15 protein-coding genes are annotated in these 14489 nt (G+C 70.5%); 2 read left to right on the plus strand and 13 right to left on the minus strand.

Annotation, left to right across the window (positions count from 1 at the left end):
• Position 1: 1 nt before the first annotated feature.
• The 11 genes from ACZ7OU_RS23540 to ACZ7OU_RS23590 are packed head-to-tail and all read right to left on the minus strand — an operon-like array spanning position 2 to position 10176.
• The gene (locus ACZ7OU_RS23540; protein WP_470237949.1) at positions 2-451 is read right to left on the minus strand and encodes a DUF1931 family protein; all 450 of its coding nucleotides are present in this window, start codon (positions 449-451) and stop codon (positions 2-4) included.
• Entirely contained in the window at positions 451-2142 is a 1692-nt protein-coding gene (locus tag ACZ7OU_RS23545) for an FAD-dependent oxidoreductase (RefSeq protein WP_470256694.1), read from the minus strand. Before ACZ7OU_RS23545 ends, ACZ7OU_RS23540 begins: the two co-directional genes overlap by 1 nt.
• Entirely contained in the window at positions 2139-2402 is a 264-nt protein-coding gene (locus ACZ7OU_RS23550; protein WP_470237947.1) for a ubiquitin carboxyl-terminal hydrolase 14, read from the minus strand. The genes ACZ7OU_RS23545 and ACZ7OU_RS23550 overlap by 4 nt, the downstream gene beginning before the upstream one ends.
• The gene (gene trxA, locus ACZ7OU_RS23555) at positions 2399-2893 is read right to left on the minus strand and encodes a thioredoxin (protein WP_470256695.1); all 495 of its coding nucleotides are present in this window, start codon (positions 2891-2893) and stop codon (positions 2399-2401) included. Before trxA ends, ACZ7OU_RS23550 begins: the two co-directional genes overlap by 4 nt.
• Complete coding sequence (gene clpB, locus ACZ7OU_RS23560; RefSeq protein WP_470237945.1) at positions 2890-5520, minus strand: ATP-dependent chaperone ClpB; 2631 nt, start codon at positions 5518-5520, stop codon at positions 2890-2892. Before clpB ends, trxA begins: the two co-directional genes overlap by 4 nt.
• Positions 5511-5807 carry a chaperone modulator CbpM gene (locus ACZ7OU_RS23565; protein ID WP_470237944.1) on the minus strand — a complete coding sequence of 99 codons (297 nt, stop codon included), beginning with the start codon at positions 5805-5807 and terminating at the stop codon, positions 5511-5513. The genes clpB and ACZ7OU_RS23565 overlap by 10 nt, the downstream gene beginning before the upstream one ends.
• Positions 5807-6739: a DnaJ C-terminal domain-containing protein gene (locus tag ACZ7OU_RS23570; RefSeq protein ID WP_470237943.1), complete on the minus strand. Its 933-nt coding sequence runs from the start codon at positions 6737-6739 to the stop codon at positions 5807-5809. Before ACZ7OU_RS23570 ends, ACZ7OU_RS23565 begins: the two co-directional genes overlap by 1 nt.
• Positions 6740-6744: 5 nt before the next feature.
• Positions 6745-7284 (minus strand): nucleotide exchange factor GrpE, encoded by a 540-nt coding sequence (locus tag ACZ7OU_RS23575; RefSeq protein ID WP_470256696.1) that lies wholly within the window; start codon positions 7282-7284, stop codon positions 6745-6747.
• A 9-nt stretch (positions 7285-7293) separates the two neighbouring features.
• Complete coding sequence (dnaK, locus tag ACZ7OU_RS23580) at positions 7294-9165, minus strand: molecular chaperone DnaK (RefSeq protein ID WP_470237941.1); 1872 nt, start codon at positions 9163-9165, stop codon at positions 7294-7296.
• Positions 9165-9698 carry a YflT domain-containing protein gene (locus ACZ7OU_RS23585; RefSeq protein ID WP_470237940.1) on the minus strand — a complete coding sequence of 178 codons (534 nt, stop codon included), beginning with the start codon at positions 9696-9698 and terminating at the stop codon, positions 9165-9167. The genes dnaK and ACZ7OU_RS23585 overlap by 1 nt, the downstream gene beginning before the upstream one ends.
• A 10-nt stretch (positions 9699-9708) precedes the next feature.
• On the minus strand, positions 9709-10176 hold the full coding sequence (locus ACZ7OU_RS23590) for an Hsp20/alpha crystallin family protein (RefSeq protein WP_470256697.1): 468 nt from the start codon (positions 10174-10176) through the stop codon (positions 9709-9711).
• A gap of 164 nt (positions 10177-10340) precedes the next feature.
• Here ACZ7OU_RS23590 and ACZ7OU_RS23595 point away from each other — a divergent pair, with 164 nt between their 5' ends.
• Positions 10341-12131: a PucR family transcriptional regulator gene (locus ACZ7OU_RS23595; protein WP_470256698.1), complete on the plus strand. Its 1791-nt coding sequence runs from the start codon at positions 10341-10343 to the stop codon at positions 12129-12131.
• Positions 12132-12435: 304 nt separating this feature from the next.
• On the opposite strand, the gene ACZ7OU_RS23600 is transcribed toward ACZ7OU_RS23595, so the two are convergent.
• The gene (locus ACZ7OU_RS23600; RefSeq protein ID WP_470237937.1) at positions 12436-12768 is read right to left on the minus strand and encodes a MerR family transcriptional regulator; all 333 of its coding nucleotides are present in this window, start codon (positions 12766-12768) and stop codon (positions 12436-12438) included.
• Positions 12769-13376: 608 nt separating this feature from the next.
• Between ACZ7OU_RS23600 and ACZ7OU_RS23605 the strand changes: the two genes are divergently transcribed.
• Entirely contained in the window at positions 13377-13637 is a 261-nt protein-coding gene (locus ACZ7OU_RS23605) for a hypothetical protein (protein ID WP_470256699.1), read from the plus strand.
• Between the two features lie 189 nt (positions 13638-13826).
• Here ACZ7OU_RS23605 and ACZ7OU_RS23610 read toward each other — a convergent pair whose 3' ends face one another.
• Positions 13827-14279 carry an ATP-binding protein gene (locus tag ACZ7OU_RS23610; protein WP_470256700.1) on the minus strand — a complete coding sequence of 151 codons (453 nt, stop codon included), beginning with the start codon at positions 14277-14279 and terminating at the stop codon, positions 13827-13829.
• Between the last annotated feature and the right edge of the window lie 210 nt (positions 14280-14489).

Raw genomic sequence — 14489 nt, forward strand, 5'->3', positions numbered from 1 at the left:
TTCAGAGGAGCAGTTCGAACATCCGGAAGACCTGGTCCCACTCGGCGGAGCCGGGGTTCTTGACCCGCGGATCGATGATCTTGAACGCCTGGGCGAGAGCCACGCTGAGGCCGCCGGCGACGGCCGGGAGCCGGGCCTCGGTCTCTTCGGAGATCGCGATCCCGAGCGCGGGACGCGCCAGGAGCTGCTCGAGCAGCGGCACCACTTCCAGGTCCTCGTCCAGCTTGAGGAACTCGTGCATGCGCTCCTGCAGTCCCTTGGTGATCGGCAGGTCCCGCGGCTCGATGACGTCCCGCCCGTTGGCCTTGGCCGTGGCCTTGGCGACCACGAAGAGGTCGTAGACCTTCCGGTCCAGGAACTCGTCGTACCGTTTCAGATCGCTCTTGTCGACGTCCAGGCTCGCGGCCACCCGGAAGAACCGTTCGAACCGCGCCGCACCCATGACCGGCATCAGGCCTCCTGTGAGAGATGTTCGTGCACGAACCGGACGGCCATGGCGCCTTCCCCGACCGCCGAGGCCACCCGCTTGACCGAGCCGTGGCGGACGTCCCCCACGGCGAACACACCGGGCCTGCTCGTCTCCAGCACCGATGGCGAGCGAGGTATCCCGCGCCACACGTCGGCGTCCCGGTACCCCTCGGCGTCCGTCCCGGTGAGGACGAACCCGTCCTCGTCGAGGGCGACCATCCCGGAAAGCCAGGCGGTGTGCGGGGAAGCGCCGATGAAGACGAACAGCGCACGGGCGTCGAGGACGTCGCGCTCGCCGGTGCGGTTGTTCTCGACGACCAGGGACTCGAGGCCGTCACCGCCGACGAGTTCGCGGACTTCGGTGTGGCCGAGCACGCTGATCCGCGGATGCTGCTCGACCTGGTCGACGAGGTAGCGGGACATGTTCGCGCCGAGATCGCCGCCGCGCACCAGCAGGTAGACCACCGGCGAACCTTCCGCGAGGAACACCGCCGCCTGGCCGGCCGAGTTGCCGCCACCGACCACGGCCACGGGGGAGGCCAGGCATCGACGCGCTTCGTGCAGCGTCGCGGCGTAGTAGACGCTGCTCGCTTCGAACGTCTCGATGCCGGGTACGACGAGCCGGCGGTAGCGGGCACCGGTGGCGATCACGACGGCGCGGGAAACGATCTCGATGCCGTCGTCGAATCCGACGGCGTAGCGGCCGCCGCGTTGTTCGAGGCTGCGCGCTTCGGCCGGCACGCCGACCCGGGCCCCGAACTTGGCCGCCTGGATCACCGAGCGCTCGGCCAGCTCCGCGCCGGAGATCCCCGGCGGGAAGCCGAGGTAGTTCTCGATGCGGGACGTCGTCCCGGCCTGGCCGCCCGGGGCCAGTGCGTCGAACGCCGAGAGCCGCAACCCGTCGGACGCGCCGTAGACCACCGCGGCCAGGCCGCCGGGCCCGGCGCCGACCACTAGGAGGTCCCGCACCCCGCGTTCCGGTTCCGGCGGCCGCAGCCCGATTCGCCTGGCCAGCTCGGCGGTGCTCGGGTTCCGCAGCACCTCGGTGCCGTTCACCACGACCACCGGGGTGTCCGCGACGGCGACGCCGAAACGCTCCAGGAGCGCCTCGGCCTGCTGGTCCTTGTCGACGTCGACCAGCCGGTACGGGAGCCGGTTGCGCGCCGCGAACTCCAGCAGCCGCCGGGTGTCCGGGGAGTAGCAGGAGCCGACGATCCGCAGCCCGTTGCCGGCTCCGATGAGGAGCGTCCGGCGCACGAGGTAGGCCCGCAGGATCAGATCGCCGAGCACCGGATCGCCGAGCACCACCCGCCGCACCGCGCTCACCGGGATGGCGAGCACCTCGCCGGGCTCGGCGGCCACGGCGCCGACGAACGCGGGCTGCCCTTCGAGCATCCCGAGCTCGCCCAGGAACCGGCGGGGTCCGTGGACGCGGACGACTGTCGCGTCGTCCCCGGTACCTTCGGTGACGGCGACCTTGCCGTTCAAGATCACGAAGAACTCGGACGGCTGCCCGCCCTGCGCGTACAGCACCTCGCCCGCCTCGACCGGACGGCGGTCACCCCCGGCGCCGAGCGTGCGGATCTGCTCGTCCGTGAGCCGGGGAAAGGCTCCGTACGAGTCCGGCGTCTCGGTCAGCGGCGCGCCGAGGTCGATCCCGGTCGAGGCGGTCATACGAAGGTCTGGTCGACGTAGCACCAGCGCCAGGTCTCGCCGGGCTCGAACGAGCGCACGATCGGGTGCCCGATGGCGTAGGCGTGCTTGCTGGCGTGCTTCATCGGCGACGAGTCGCAGCAGCCGACGTGCCCGCACGTCAGGCACAGCCGCAGGTGCAGCCACGGCGTGCCGGAGACCAGGCACTCCTCGCAGCCCTGCGGGGTTCGCGGCACCACGTCCTGCACGAGCGCGAGATGCCGGTCGACGACGTGGGTCATCGCGCGTCACCTTCCTTGGTCGAGGTGGTCTTCCCGGGGGCACTCTCCGACCGCGCCAGCGCCTGGTCGAGCCAGTCGCGCAGCACGGGGACGGGCGCGGCGCCCGCTTGCCGCGTGACGACTTCGCCGCCGCGCAGCACCATGAGTGTCGGCACGGCTTTCACGTCGAACCGCTGCGACAGCGCGGGTGCCTTGTCGACGTCGACCTTCACGAGCTTGACCTTCCCGGCCCGCTCCCGGGCCAGCTGGGCCAGCGCGGGGCTGACCTGGCGGCAGGGTCCGCACCAGGTGGCCCAGAGGTCGACCAGGACCGGGATCGTGGCCCGCTCCGCGACTTCCGCGAAGTCGTGGTCGCCGGCGTCGACGATCCAGGGCAGCGGCTCGTGGCAGTGCCCGCACTTCGGCTTGCCCGCGGCGGCCGCCGGGACGCGGTTCTTGTGGCCGCAGTGTTCGCAGACGACCGTCGTGGTGGTTCCGGTGCCGGTGCTCATGCCGCGGACCTCCCTTCGCCCCCGCTGTAGGTGACGGCGAGCTCGCCGTCCTTGGCGTCGACGGTGATCACCAGCCCTTCGGTCGGGTCGCCGCGCAGCAGCGTGCGGCCGATCTTGGTCTCGACCTCGTGGGAGATGTAGCGGCGCAGCGGCCGGGCGCCGTACACGGGGTCGAACCCGTGCCGGGCGATGAGCTTCCGCGCTTCCGCGGTCAGCTCGACCGTGATGCCCTGCTCGGCCAGCCGGAGCCGCAGCTCGTCGAACTGCAGGTCGACGATCCGTTCGATCTCGGCCGGGCCGAGCGGGGTGAACAGCACGGTGTCGTCGACGCGGTTGAGGAACTCCGGCCGGAAGTGGTGGCGCAGCTCGGCCAGCACGGCGTCGCGGGCGTCCGGTTTGATGTCGCCGGTGGAGGTGACCCCGTCGAGCAGGTGCTGCGAGCCGATGTTGGAGGTCATGATGATCACCGTGTTGCGGAAGTCGACGGTCCGGCCCTGCGAGTCGGTGATCCGGCCGTCGTCGAGCACCTGCAGCAGCGTGTTGAACACGTCCGGGTGCGCCTTCTCGATCTCGTCGAACAGCACGACCGAGTAAGGCTTGCGCCGCACGGCTTCGGTGAGCTGCCCGCCCTCGTCGTAACCGACGTAGCCCGGCGGAGCGCCCAGCAGCCGCGAGACGGTGTGCCGCTCCTGGTACTCGCTCATGTCGAGCCGGACCATGTTGTCCTCACTGTCGAACAGGGCCGCCGCCAGGGTCTTGGCCAGCTCCGTCTTCCCGACCCCGGTCGGGCCGAGGAAGATGAACGACCCGATCGGCTTGCGCGGATCGCGGATCCCCGACCGCGCCCGGATGACCGCGTCGGCGACCAGCCGGACGGCCTCGTCCTGGCCGATCACCCGCTCGTGCAGGATCTCGTCGAGCCGCAGCAGCTTTTCCCGCTCGCCCTCCTGCAGCCGGGAAACCGGGATCCCGGTCCACGAGGCGACGATCTCGGCGATCTCGTCCTCGGTGACGACCTCGTGCAGCAGCCGCTTGCGGCCCTGCTTGCCCGCCAGCTGTTCCTCCTCCGCGGCGAGCCGGCGCTCGGCTTCGGTGATCTCGCCGTAGCGCAGCTCGGCCGCGCGGTTCAGGTCGTAGTTCCGTTCCGCTTCTTCGGCTTCGTGGCGCAGGCGTTCCAGTTCGGACCGCAGCTCCTGGACCCGCCGGATCGCCTGGCGCTCGGCTTCCCACTGCGCCTTCTTCGAATCCGCTTCGGCGCGAAGATCGGCGAGCTCCCGGTCGAGGTCCGCCAGCCGGGCCTTGCTGGCCGCGTCGGATTCCTTGGACAGCGCGGCCTGCTCGATCTCCAGGCGGGTGACGCGCCGGGTGAGCTCGTCGAGCTCGGCGGGCATGGAGTCGATCTCCGTGCGCAGCCGCGCGCACGCCTCGTCGACCAGGTCGATCGCCTTGTCCGGCAGGAACCGGTCGGTGATGTAGCGGTGGGACATGGTCGCGGCGGCGACCAGCGCGCCGTCCTGGATCTTGACCCCGTGGAACACCTCGAGCCGCTCCCGCAGTCCACGCAGGATCGAGATGGCGTCCTCGACGGACGGTTCGTCGACGACGATCGTCTGGAACCGGCGCTCCAGCGCGGCGTCCTTCTCGATGTGCTTGCGGTACTCGTCGAGCGTCGTCGCCCCGATCATGTGGAGCTCGCCGCGCGCCAGCATCGGCTTGAGCATGTTCCCGGCGTCCATCGCGCCTTCGGTGGCGCCGGCCCCGACGACCGTGTGGAGCTCGTCGACGAAGAGCAGGATGCGGCCCTCTTCGGCCTTGACCTCGGCCAGCACGGCCTTGAGCCGCTCCTCGAACTCGCCGCGGTACTTCGCCCCGGCGACGAGCGCGCCCATGTCGAGCGAGAAGATCGTCCGGTCCCGCAGGCCTTCCGGCACGTCGCCGCGCACGACCCGCTGGGCGAGGCCCTCGACGATCGCCGTCTTGCCGACGCCCGGGTCGCCGATCAGCACGGGGTTGTTCTTCGTCTTCCGCGACAGGATCTGGATCACCCGCCGGATCTCGGCGTCCCGGCCGATGACCGGGTCGAGCTTGCCCGATCGCGCGTCGGCGACGAGGTCCCGGCCGTACTTCTCCAGCGCCTCGTACGCGCCCTCCGGGGTGGCCGAGGTGACCCGCTGGTTCCCGCGGATCTTGGTCAGTGCCGTCAAGAACGACTCGCGCGTCACGCCGTGGCGGGTCAGCAGCCGCCCCGCGGCGGACTTCGCGCCCTCGTCGGCGAGGGCCAGCACGAGGTGTTCGACGGAGACGTATTCGTCCTTGAGCCGCTTGGCTTCCCGCTCGGCGGCGTCGAGCAGGCCGGCGAGGCGCCGGGTGAGGTAGACCTGCCCGGGCGTGGCGCCGGGGCCGGTCACCTTCGGTTGCCGCGCGAGCTCCGCTTCGACGGCCTCGCGCAGACCGTCGACGTCCGCGCCCGCCTGCACGAGCAGCCGGGGCGCCAGGCCGTCGGCCTGGTCGAGCAGGGCCAGCAGCAGATGCTCGCCGTCGGTCTCGGTGTGACCGTGGCGCTGCGCCACGCTTTGGGCCTCCTGCAGCGCTTCCTGCGATTTCTGGGTCAGCTTGCTCATGTCCATCGCCGGTGGCTCCTGACTTGGGCTTCGAGGACGTCGAGTCGGTCCAGCAGGTCGAGCACGAGCCCGATGGCCGCGTAGTTGAGGGAAAGGCCCGCGCGCAGGCGCTGGACGCGCGCGAGGGTGGCCACGGCGGACGGCGCGAACCACAGCCGCCCGCTCGCGTCGGCGGTGCCGTCCACCAGGCTCAGCGCGACGAACCGGCGGATCAGCTCCGGGTGCAGTCCGCTGCGCGCGGCCACCGTGTCGAGGCTGAGCCGGACGGGACGCGCGAGCAGGTACTCGGCCATCAGGTCCTCCTCGGGTCGAAATCGGACACCGCGGCGAGCTCCTCGAAGAGCTCGCGCTCCCGCTTGCCGAGCTTCTTCGGCACCATGACGCGCACCTCGGCGTAGAGATCGCCCGGCTTGCCCTTGGGGTTGGGCAGGCCCTCGCCGCGCAGCCGCAGCCGCCGTCCGGTCGACGAGCCGGGCACGACCCGCACCTTCACCTCACCGCCGGGGGTCATCACGGGAACCGTGGCGCCGAGCGCCGCCTCCCAGGGCGACACCGGCAGCTCCACCGTGATGTCGCGCCCGGCCAGGCGGTAGCGGGGGTGCGGCTTGATCCGCACCACGAGGTAGAGGTCGCCGGGCGCGGCGTTCCCGGACGCCCGCCCGCCCTGGCCGGCGAGCCGGATGCGCTGCCCGTCGAGCACGCCGGCCGGGATGTCGACGTCGTAACCGCGCTCGCCCGCGCCGGCGAAGCTCAAGTGCCGCCGCCCGCCCCGGTAGGCCTCCTCGACCGTCAGCTCGAGCTCGGCCTCCTGGTCGGCGCCCGCGATCGGCCCGCCGCCGCCCCGGCTCCGGAAGAAGCCACCGAGCAGGTCCTCGATGTCGACGCCTTCGAAGCCCTCGAACCCGCCCCCGAATCCGCCACCGCCGCCCGCACCCGGCTGCCGGACGCGGCCGCCACCCCGCCCGCCGGCACCGGCGTACACCCGCTCGTCGAAGTCGTCGGGCACGTGGCGGAAGTCCGCGCCGAACCGGTCGTACTTCTTGCGCTGGTCCGGGTCGGACAGCACCTGGTAGGCCTCGCTGATCTCCTTGAAGCGCTCTTCGGCGTCCGGGTCGGAGTTCACGTCGGGGTGGAGCCGGCGCGCCAGTTTCCGGTACGCCCGCTGGATTTCGTCGGCGCTCGCGGTTTTGGCGACCCCGAGGGCGTCGTAGAAATCGGTTGCCACGGCCATCACCCCTGGGACTTGGACACCGTCACGGCCGTCGGCCGCAGCTGGTGCCGGTCGGTCCCATAGCCGGGGCGCACGACGTGGGTCACGGTGTTCGGTTCGGTGGCCGGGTCCTCGACGACGGCGACGACCTCGTGCCGGTTCGGGTCGAACCGGACCCCGGTTTCGTCGTCACGCGGGTAGCCGAGGCCGGCGAGCAGCCGGACGGCTTGCTCCCGGATCGCGTGGACGCCCTGCACGATGGCCGCCGGGTCCGCCTCGGCGTGCGTGAGCGCCAGCTCGAGGTTGTCGAGCACCGGAAGCCAGGCCGACGCGACCCGCGCCCGCTCGGCTTCCGCCACCCGCCGCAGTTCCGTGGCGTGGCGCTTGCGCACGTTCTCGAGGTCGGCCACGGCCCGGCGCCACCGGTCTTCGAGCTCGGCGATCTTCTCCTCCGCCCCGGTCGCCGAGGCCGGCATCTCCTGGGGGCGGGAAACCGTGCCGGCCTCGGCGACCTCCGCGGAGGGTTCTCCCTGCTCCGCGGCCCTTCCTGTGGTGGCCATCGCTCCGCCTCACGCCCGGTCGAAGTCCGCGTCGATCACGTCGTCCTCGTCGGCCGCCTGCGGTGGAGCACCGCTTTCGCCGTTACCGCCGCCGCTCGCTCGCGGCGCGCTGAGCCCGGCCAGCACCTGCTGCAGTTCGGAGGTCAGCGACCGCACCCGGTCCAGGGGAGCGGCGTCCTTCACCGCCTCGCGCGCCTCTTGGACGAGCATCTCCGCCCGCGCCTTCTCGTGCGGCGGGGTGGTGTCCGTGATGGCCCGTTCGACCTGGTAGGCGGCCGAGTCGAGCAGGTTGCGCGCGTCGATCTCCTCGCGCAGCCGCTGGTCCTCGGACCGGTTGCGTTCGGCTTCGGTGACCATGCGGTCGATCTCCGCCTGGTCGAGGTTCGAGCTCTCGCTGATCGTGATGCCCTGCTGCGCGCCGGTGTCCTTGTCCTTCGCGGTGACGTCGAGGATGCCGTTGGCGTCGACGTCGAAGGTGACCTCGACCTGGGGCTCGCCCCGCGGGGCCGGCCGGATGTCGGTGAGCTGGAAGCGCCCGAGCACCCGGTTGTCGGCGGCCCGTTCCCGCTCGCCCTGGAGCACCACGACGTCGACCGCGGGCTGGTTGTCCTCCGCGGTGGAGAACACCTCGGTCCGCCGCGCCGGGATCGTCGTGTTGCGCTCGACGATCTTCGTCATCACGCCGCCGCGGGTTTCCACGCCGAGGGACAGCGGGGTGACGTCGAGCAGCAGGACGTCCTTGACCTCGCCCTTGAGCACCCCCGCCTGGACCGCCGCGCCGAGCGCGACGACCTCGTCCGGGTTGACGGTCATGTTCGGGTCCTTGCCCCCGGTCAGCCTGCGGACCAGGCTCTGCACGGCCGGGATCCGGGTCGACCCGCCGACCAGGATGACCTCGTCGACGTCGTTCGCGGTCACCTTCGCGTCGGCCATCGCCTGCTTGACCGGGCCGAGGCACCGCTCGACGAGGTCCGCGGTGATCTGCTCGAACTCCGAACGCATCATGGTGGTCGTGAGGTGCTTCGGGCCGTCCTTGTCCGCGGTGATGAACGGCAGGCTCACGCTGGTCTGGCTGACCGAGCTGAGCTCGACCTTCGCCTTCTCCGCGGCTTCGAAGAGCCGTTGCAGCGCCTGCGGATCCGAGCGCAGGTCGATGCCGTTCTCCTGCTGGAACCGGTCGGCGAGGTGGTCCACGATCCGGCGGTCGAAGTCGTCCCCGCCGAGGTGGGTGTCACCGGCGGTCGAGCGGACCTCGACCACGCCGTCGCCGACGTCGAGCAGGCTCACGTCGAAGGTGCCGCCGCCGAGGTCGAACACGAGGACCGTCTCGTGGCCCTTCGAGTCGAGCCCGTAGGCCAGTGCGGCGGCGGTCGGCTCGTTGATGATCCGCAGGACCTCGAGGCCGGCGATCTTGCCGGCGTCCTTGGTGGCCTGCCGCTGGGCGTCGTTGAAGTACGCAGGCACGGTGATGACGGCCTCGGTCACCCGCTCGCCGAGGAACTTGCCCGCGTCTTCGGCGAGCTTGCGCAGGACCTGCGCGCTGATCTCCTCCGGGGAGTGGAGCTTGTCGCGGACCTTGAACCGGACGACGCCGCCCGGGCCCTCGACGACGTCGAAGCCGACGGCCTTGGCCTCGTCGCTCACTTCGTCGTACTTCCGGCCGATGAACCTCTTCGCCGAGTAGATGGTGCCCTTCGGGTTGAGGATCGCCTGCCGGCGGGCGAGCTGGCCGACGAGCCGTTCACCGCTTTCGGTGAACGCGACCACCGACGGGGTGGTCCGGGCGCCTTCGGAGTTGGCGATGACCGTGGGTTCGCCGCCCTCCCAGACGGCGATCACCGAGTTGGTCGTGCCCAGGTCGATGCCGACCGCCTTCGCCATCACGCACCGCCCTTCATCCCGGCCAGCAGGTTCTTGGCTTCGTCGGCCACCGCGTCGTCGGCGACGACCTCGTAGCGGCTCGGCGTCATCACCCGGACCGAGGCGAAGTCGCGGCGGCCGCGCTGGAGCGCGTGCGCGACGACGCCGAAGATCGCGCCGATCACCGCACCGAACACGAAGCCGTAGACGACGAGCGTGAAGGCCGCCAGCAGCGGCGTGAACCAGTTGAAGATCCCGAACAGCCAGCCGATCAGCAGCCCGGTGAGGGCCCCCGAGCCGGCTCCGTGCAACGCGGCGCCGCCGTAGTTCAGGCGGCCGACGACCTGCTCGACCAGCTTGACGTCCGAGCCGATGATGGCGACCCGCTCGACCGGGAAACCGTGGTCCGACAGGTAGTCGACGGCACGTTCGGCTTCGCTGTAGGTCGTGTAGGCGCCGATCGGACGGCGCTGGTCCGAGGTGAGCTGTTCGGCACCGTGCTGGTCCGAAGAATGACGTGGTGAGGGCGCGGTGGCGCCCGGCTGCGCGGTCATCGTCGCACTCCTAGACGTTGGCGGGTTCTTCTCGGGCAGCCCGGTCGGCGATCCGGGGCTGGTTTTCGGCTTTCTCGGTACCACCGCCGATCTCGACCTTGCGGGGCTTGCTGGCTTCGGCGACCGGGATGCCGAGCAAGAGCACGCCGCGGTCGAACTCCGCGGTCAGCTGCGTGCTGTCCAGGTTGTCCCCGAGGAAGAACTGGCGGCTGAACTCACCCTGCGGCCGTTCGTCGACCAGCAGTTCGTCCCCTTCGCGGCGGAGCGGGGCGCGACGGGTGCGCACGGTCACCACATTGCGTTCCACCGTCACGTCGACGTCGCCGGGATCCACGCCCGGCAGGTCCAGCGCGACGATGAACCGGTCGCCGCGGCGGAAGGCCTCCATCGGCATCGCCCGCGGGCCGCGGGTGCCGGCCACGGCCTGCTCGGTCAGTCGTTCGAGATCGCGGAACGGGTCGAAACGCATCAAGGTCATGACTCTCCTCATCCCTCGTCCGGGTAGGTGTCGCGAAGAGGCCGACCGCGTCCAGCCGGCTCTGCGGCGCGGTTCACCCGCGGACACGATTTCTGCGGATACCGGCGAAATCGGGGCCGTCGCGGTGACCTCTCGGGCTGCCACAAACACTGACAAGGACGGCGGTGCCCGCGCGTGCGCCCGGCAGGTCGAATTTCGCGGGAATGATCGACCCGGCAGAGCAGGAAGAACCGTGTAATGTTTTGCGCAGTCGGCGGTCGGAGGCCCGGATGGAACCCGCGGCGGCGGGCGGAGCCCACCAAAATCCACAAAGGTCGGACAGCCGGTGGCGTGGCCGGCAATCGAATTTGCGCGGACTGTTCGTCATCTCGACGATGATGTTCGACGGTCGTGAAGCCGACGACATCATCCGGCTGGCCGCCACCTCGGTGCCGTCGTTGAGCGGCTGCGGCGCCCTGGCGGTGTACCTGGTGATCGACGGCGCGCTCAGCCGTCGTGATCACGCGGAGCCGGACCCGGAGCTCGACCGGCAGATCCGGTTCCTCGACGGCGGCAGCGGCCCGCTCGTCCTCCCCGGCGGTGGCTGGTGCTGGGGCTTCGCGCTGCGCGGGCTGAGTGGCCTGAAGGGCTACCTGGTGGTGAACGCGGACGTCGAACCGTCGAAGGACGAGTACTTCCTGCTCGAAATGCTCGGGCAGCAGACCGCGGGGGCACTGGCGAACGCTTCGCTGCACCGGCGGGAGCGAGACCAGGCTGTCGAGCTGGAGCAGCTCAACAGCAGGCTGTCCGCATCGGTCGCCCGGCTCCAGCAGCAGACGCACGTGCACGAGGTGCTCGGCGACATCTCCGTGTCCGGTGGGGGCGAGCCCGGCATCGCCCACGCGGTCCACCAGCTGACGGCGTTGCCGGTCGCGATCGAAGACCGGTTCGGCAACCTGCGGGCCTGGGCCGGTCCGGGTGAGCCCGACCCGTACCCGAAGCCCCAAGCCCGCAAGCGCGAGGAGCTGCTCAGGCGCGCCTCGGCGGTCGCCCATCCGGTGCGGGAGAAGGACCGGGTGATCTCGCTGGTCAAACCGCGGCACGAGGTGCTCGGCGTGGTGGCGCTCGTGGACCCACGCAAGACCGTGGGCAGCCACGAGATGTTCGCGCTCGAATACGGGACGACGGTGCTGGCGCTGGAGCTGTCCCACCTGCGCAACCTCGCCGAGGTCGAGCTGCGCCTGCACCGTGACCTGGTCGAGGACCTGATCACCGGCACCGACGAAGAGAGCGCCTACGCTCGCGCCGACGCGATCGGGCACGACCTGCGCGGCCCGCATTGCGTGGTCGTCGTCCAGTGGGGCGGGAGGCAGACCGGCGACGCAGTCGCCGACGCCGCGGGCCGGGCGGCCGCTTCGCTCCGGCTGAGCTCGATGACCTCGCGGCGCCCGGGAGGGATCGTGCTCATCGTCAGCGGCCACCTGGACGGGGACGCGCTGTACCACGCCCTTTCGGAGCGCCTCGGAAGCGCCGGTGCGATCGGGATCGGGGCCGGCTGTGACAGCCCCGACGATCTTCCGCGATCCTATTCGGAAGCGATGCGGGCGTTGGATATTCGCAGGAAATCAAGGTCGCCCGACGGCGTCACAACCTTCGACCAGCTGGGCGTTTATCGAATTCTGGACACGGGAGAGAATCGCGGCGAAATCGTTGCGTTCGTGCGGGAATGGCTGGGTCGGCTTCTCGACTACGACGAGCACAAGAACACGGATCTGGTCCAGACGCTGTCGCAGTACCTCGAATGCGGCGGGCACTACGACGAGACCGCTTCCGCGCTGGTGATCCACCGCAGCACCCTGCGCTACCGGCTGGGCCGGATCCGGGAGATCACCGATCTCGACCTCAATGACGTCGAAAGCAGGCTCAACCTGCACCTGGCCACCAGGGCGTGGCAGGTGCTCCAGGGTTCGGAATGAACGGCGAGGCTCGTGGCTGCTCCGGTCTCCCGGGCTGCGGTCCCGCGATGTCCGCTGCGGGGTGATCCTCGGATCGCGGCCCTGCTGAAGCCGCCGTCGGGCCGGCGCCGGTCGTCGTCGATCGCGCGAGCCGCGGCCGACGCCGGGGATATCCGATCCACACGCCGATGCCGGCAGCGAGCGGAGCCGTACTCGCCGGCCCCGGTAGCGGGAAGTCGGCCGATGCCGCTGCCTCCACCGGCTCGTGAAGCGGGAGGCCGGTCGTGAACGGCACTCCCGCTTCGTGCCGGGGTGGCCGGCGGGATCAGTCGGAGGCGCGGAGTTCGGTGTTGAGGCGCTGGGCTTCGTGGAGCTGGTCTTCGAGGGAAACGATGCGGCAAGCGGCGTCGACGGCGGTGCCCTCGTCGACCAGCTCCCGCGCCCGAGCGGCCAAGCGCAGCTGCCGCCGGGAATAGCGGCGATGCCCGCCGGTGGAGCGTTGCGGCGTGATCAGCCCGGCTTCGCCGAGACTGCGCAGGAAACCCTGCGTCGTGCCGAGCATTTCCGCGGCCCGGCCCATGGTGTAGGCGGGATAGTCCTCGTCGTCGAACTTGTCGGCCCGGCTCGGCGTGTCCGGCCCTTCCTGGTCAGGGATCAAATCCACCTCCACATCACGAAGGACCCCGGATGCCGCGAACGGCACCCGGGGTCCTCAAGGGTTGGGTTTCACCATTGTCAACCGGCGTCGCCGCCGGCTTCCTGCACCCGCGTCCGGCCGAAAGCCGGACTGAGCGGGGATCGCTGACTCGTGACCGAGCACCACCTCCGAACTCGATGGGACTGCGGCACCCGCGCGGCACTACCCGGCCGCTGCGGGCGATCCAATGATGGCTCCGTTCCCTTCTCTCCTGGTTGTTCCACTTACTCGGTACTGCCACTTCACTTGCGACGGACGTCACTGCCGGGACCCTTCCACTGATCGGTCCCAGCACGCTGACGCCGCTGGTCACTGCCCGGAGCCCCGTTCACCGATCGGCCCCGGCCACCTGACCGGTCCTGCCACTGCACTTGCACACAACTACTACGGATACTGCTGATCTTCACTTGTCTCACTTCGCGGGTAGTTACGTTCTCTCCCGCGCCTGCTTGACGTTGTCTCTCTCGCTACGAGGAGGACACTACACACACCCGTCCTCTAATGTCTACTCCGGCTGGCATAGATTTTCTGGCCCGTGTCGGGTTGACGGTGAGGATAGGGGTGCGACCGTGAGTGACGAGGTTGTCCGGGATCCGCTCGAGGAGCGCTACGGCCTGACCGAGGTCGGCGACCTCGAGGAGTATGCGGAGGCGCTGACGCGGTTGCTGGAGCGGGGACGGCGGGAGCGGTGCGTGGCGGTGGTGTCCGAGGCCGAGGCTTATGCGGCGGCGGAGCTGCTGGGGCAGTTCGCGCAGCTCGATCCCCACTCGGCGTTGAACCAGCTGGCCGGATCCCTGGCCAGCCGGCTCTACAGCCGCCTCTGCGCTTGACCCCGCACCGGCGGACCGGCGGAGAGGGGAGCGGTCGGCGGTGGCCGAGTCGGCCGGAGGCGTTCCCGAGGCGGAGCAGCGTGCGCCGGCGGAGCAGATCGCGGTCAGCTCCGAAGAGCGCCTCGTCGACCAGGCGCGGGGCGGGAGGTGGCGCAGGCGGGGAGGGGCGGTGAGCGGGTGAAGCTCACTTCAGCGACGGGTCGCTGCCGCGGACGGCGCCGGGTCGATGCCGTCGCAGGACACTTCGGCCCACACCGTCTTGCCGCCGGCCGGGTGCTCGAGCACGCCCCAGGTGTGGGCGAGCTTGTTCACGATGTGCATGCCGCGGCCACCGAGGCGCTCGAGCGACGGTGGGGTGAGCACGGGATGGTCCGGGCAGTCGTCGTCGACTTCGATCCGTACCCGGCACGGGCTCGGGGTGCGGCTCATCCGCACCTGTAGCGGACCGTTGCCGTGGTCGTAGGCGTTGGTCACCAGTTCCGTGGCCACCAGCAGTACGTCACCCAGGTGGGCGTCATCGACGCCGGCCAGTGTCCGGGACGCCCAGCGGCGGATCTCGACCAGCGCCGGCGCGGACGTGCCGCGCAGATCCATCGACCACGACGGTGGCGCCGGGGCAGGGTTGTCGCTCGGCTCGGACATGACGGATCAACCCTTCCAGGGGCTCCGTCCTCGCTGCTGAAGACGGCCACGTTCGGGCGGTACCCCGTGAGAAGTGCAGTCAATCATCGCTCGCCGAGAACGCGCTCGCTTCGTGGAGGCCGGCGAACCGCCGGAGTGTCCTGTTAAGCGCACGCCGGGAGAAGCGTAACCCCGCGGAGTTCTGGTAACGCGCCGGTGTTCCGGGCGAAA

The sequence above is a fragment of the Amycolatopsis sp. NPDC114505 genome, assembly GCF_055633615.1.

What these genes read in the sequence shown, in the direction of transcription:
- ACZ7OU_RS23565 (WP_470237944.1), bottom strand. Translation starts at nt 5,807, where the DNA reads ATGGCCGAGTACCTGCTCGCGCGTCCCGTCCGGCTCAGCCTCGACACG.
- ACZ7OU_RS23540 (WP_470237949.1), bottom strand. Translation starts at nt 451, where the DNA reads ATGCCGGTCATGGGTGCGGCGCGGTTCGAACGGTTCTTCCGGGTGGCC.
- dnaK (WP_470237941.1), bottom strand. Translation starts at nt 9,165, where the DNA reads ATGGCGAAGGCGGTCGGCATCGACCTGGGCACGACCAACTCGGTGATC.
- ACZ7OU_RS23610 (WP_470256700.1), bottom strand. Translation starts at nt 14,279, where the DNA reads ATGTCCGAGCCGAGCGACAACCCTGCCCCGGCGCCACCGTCGTGGTCG.
- ACZ7OU_RS23545 (WP_470256694.1), bottom strand. Translation starts at nt 2,142, where the DNA reads ATGACCGCCTCGACCGGGATCGACCTCGGCGCGCCGCTGACCGAGACG.
- ACZ7OU_RS23550 (WP_470237947.1), bottom strand. Translation starts at nt 2,402, where the DNA reads ATGACCCACGTCGTCGACCGGCATCTCGCGCTCGTGCAGGACGTGGTG.
- ACZ7OU_RS23585 (WP_470237940.1), bottom strand. Translation starts at nt 9,698, where the DNA reads ATGACCGCGCAGCCGGGCGCCACCGCGCCCTCACCACGTCATTCTTCG.
- trxA (WP_470256695.1), bottom strand. Translation starts at nt 2,893, where the DNA reads ATGAGCACCGGCACCGGAACCACCACGACGGTCGTCTGCGAACACTGC.
- ACZ7OU_RS23590 (WP_470256697.1), bottom strand. Translation starts at nt 10,176, where the DNA reads ATGACCTTGATGCGTTTCGACCCGTTCCGCGATCTCGAACGACTGACC.
- clpB (WP_470237945.1), bottom strand. Translation starts at nt 5,520, where the DNA reads ATGGACATGAGCAAGCTGACCCAGAAATCGCAGGAAGCGCTGCAGGAG.
- ACZ7OU_RS23575 (WP_470256696.1), bottom strand. Translation starts at nt 7,284, where the DNA reads ATGGCCACCACAGGAAGGGCCGCGGAGCAGGGAGAACCCTCCGCGGAG.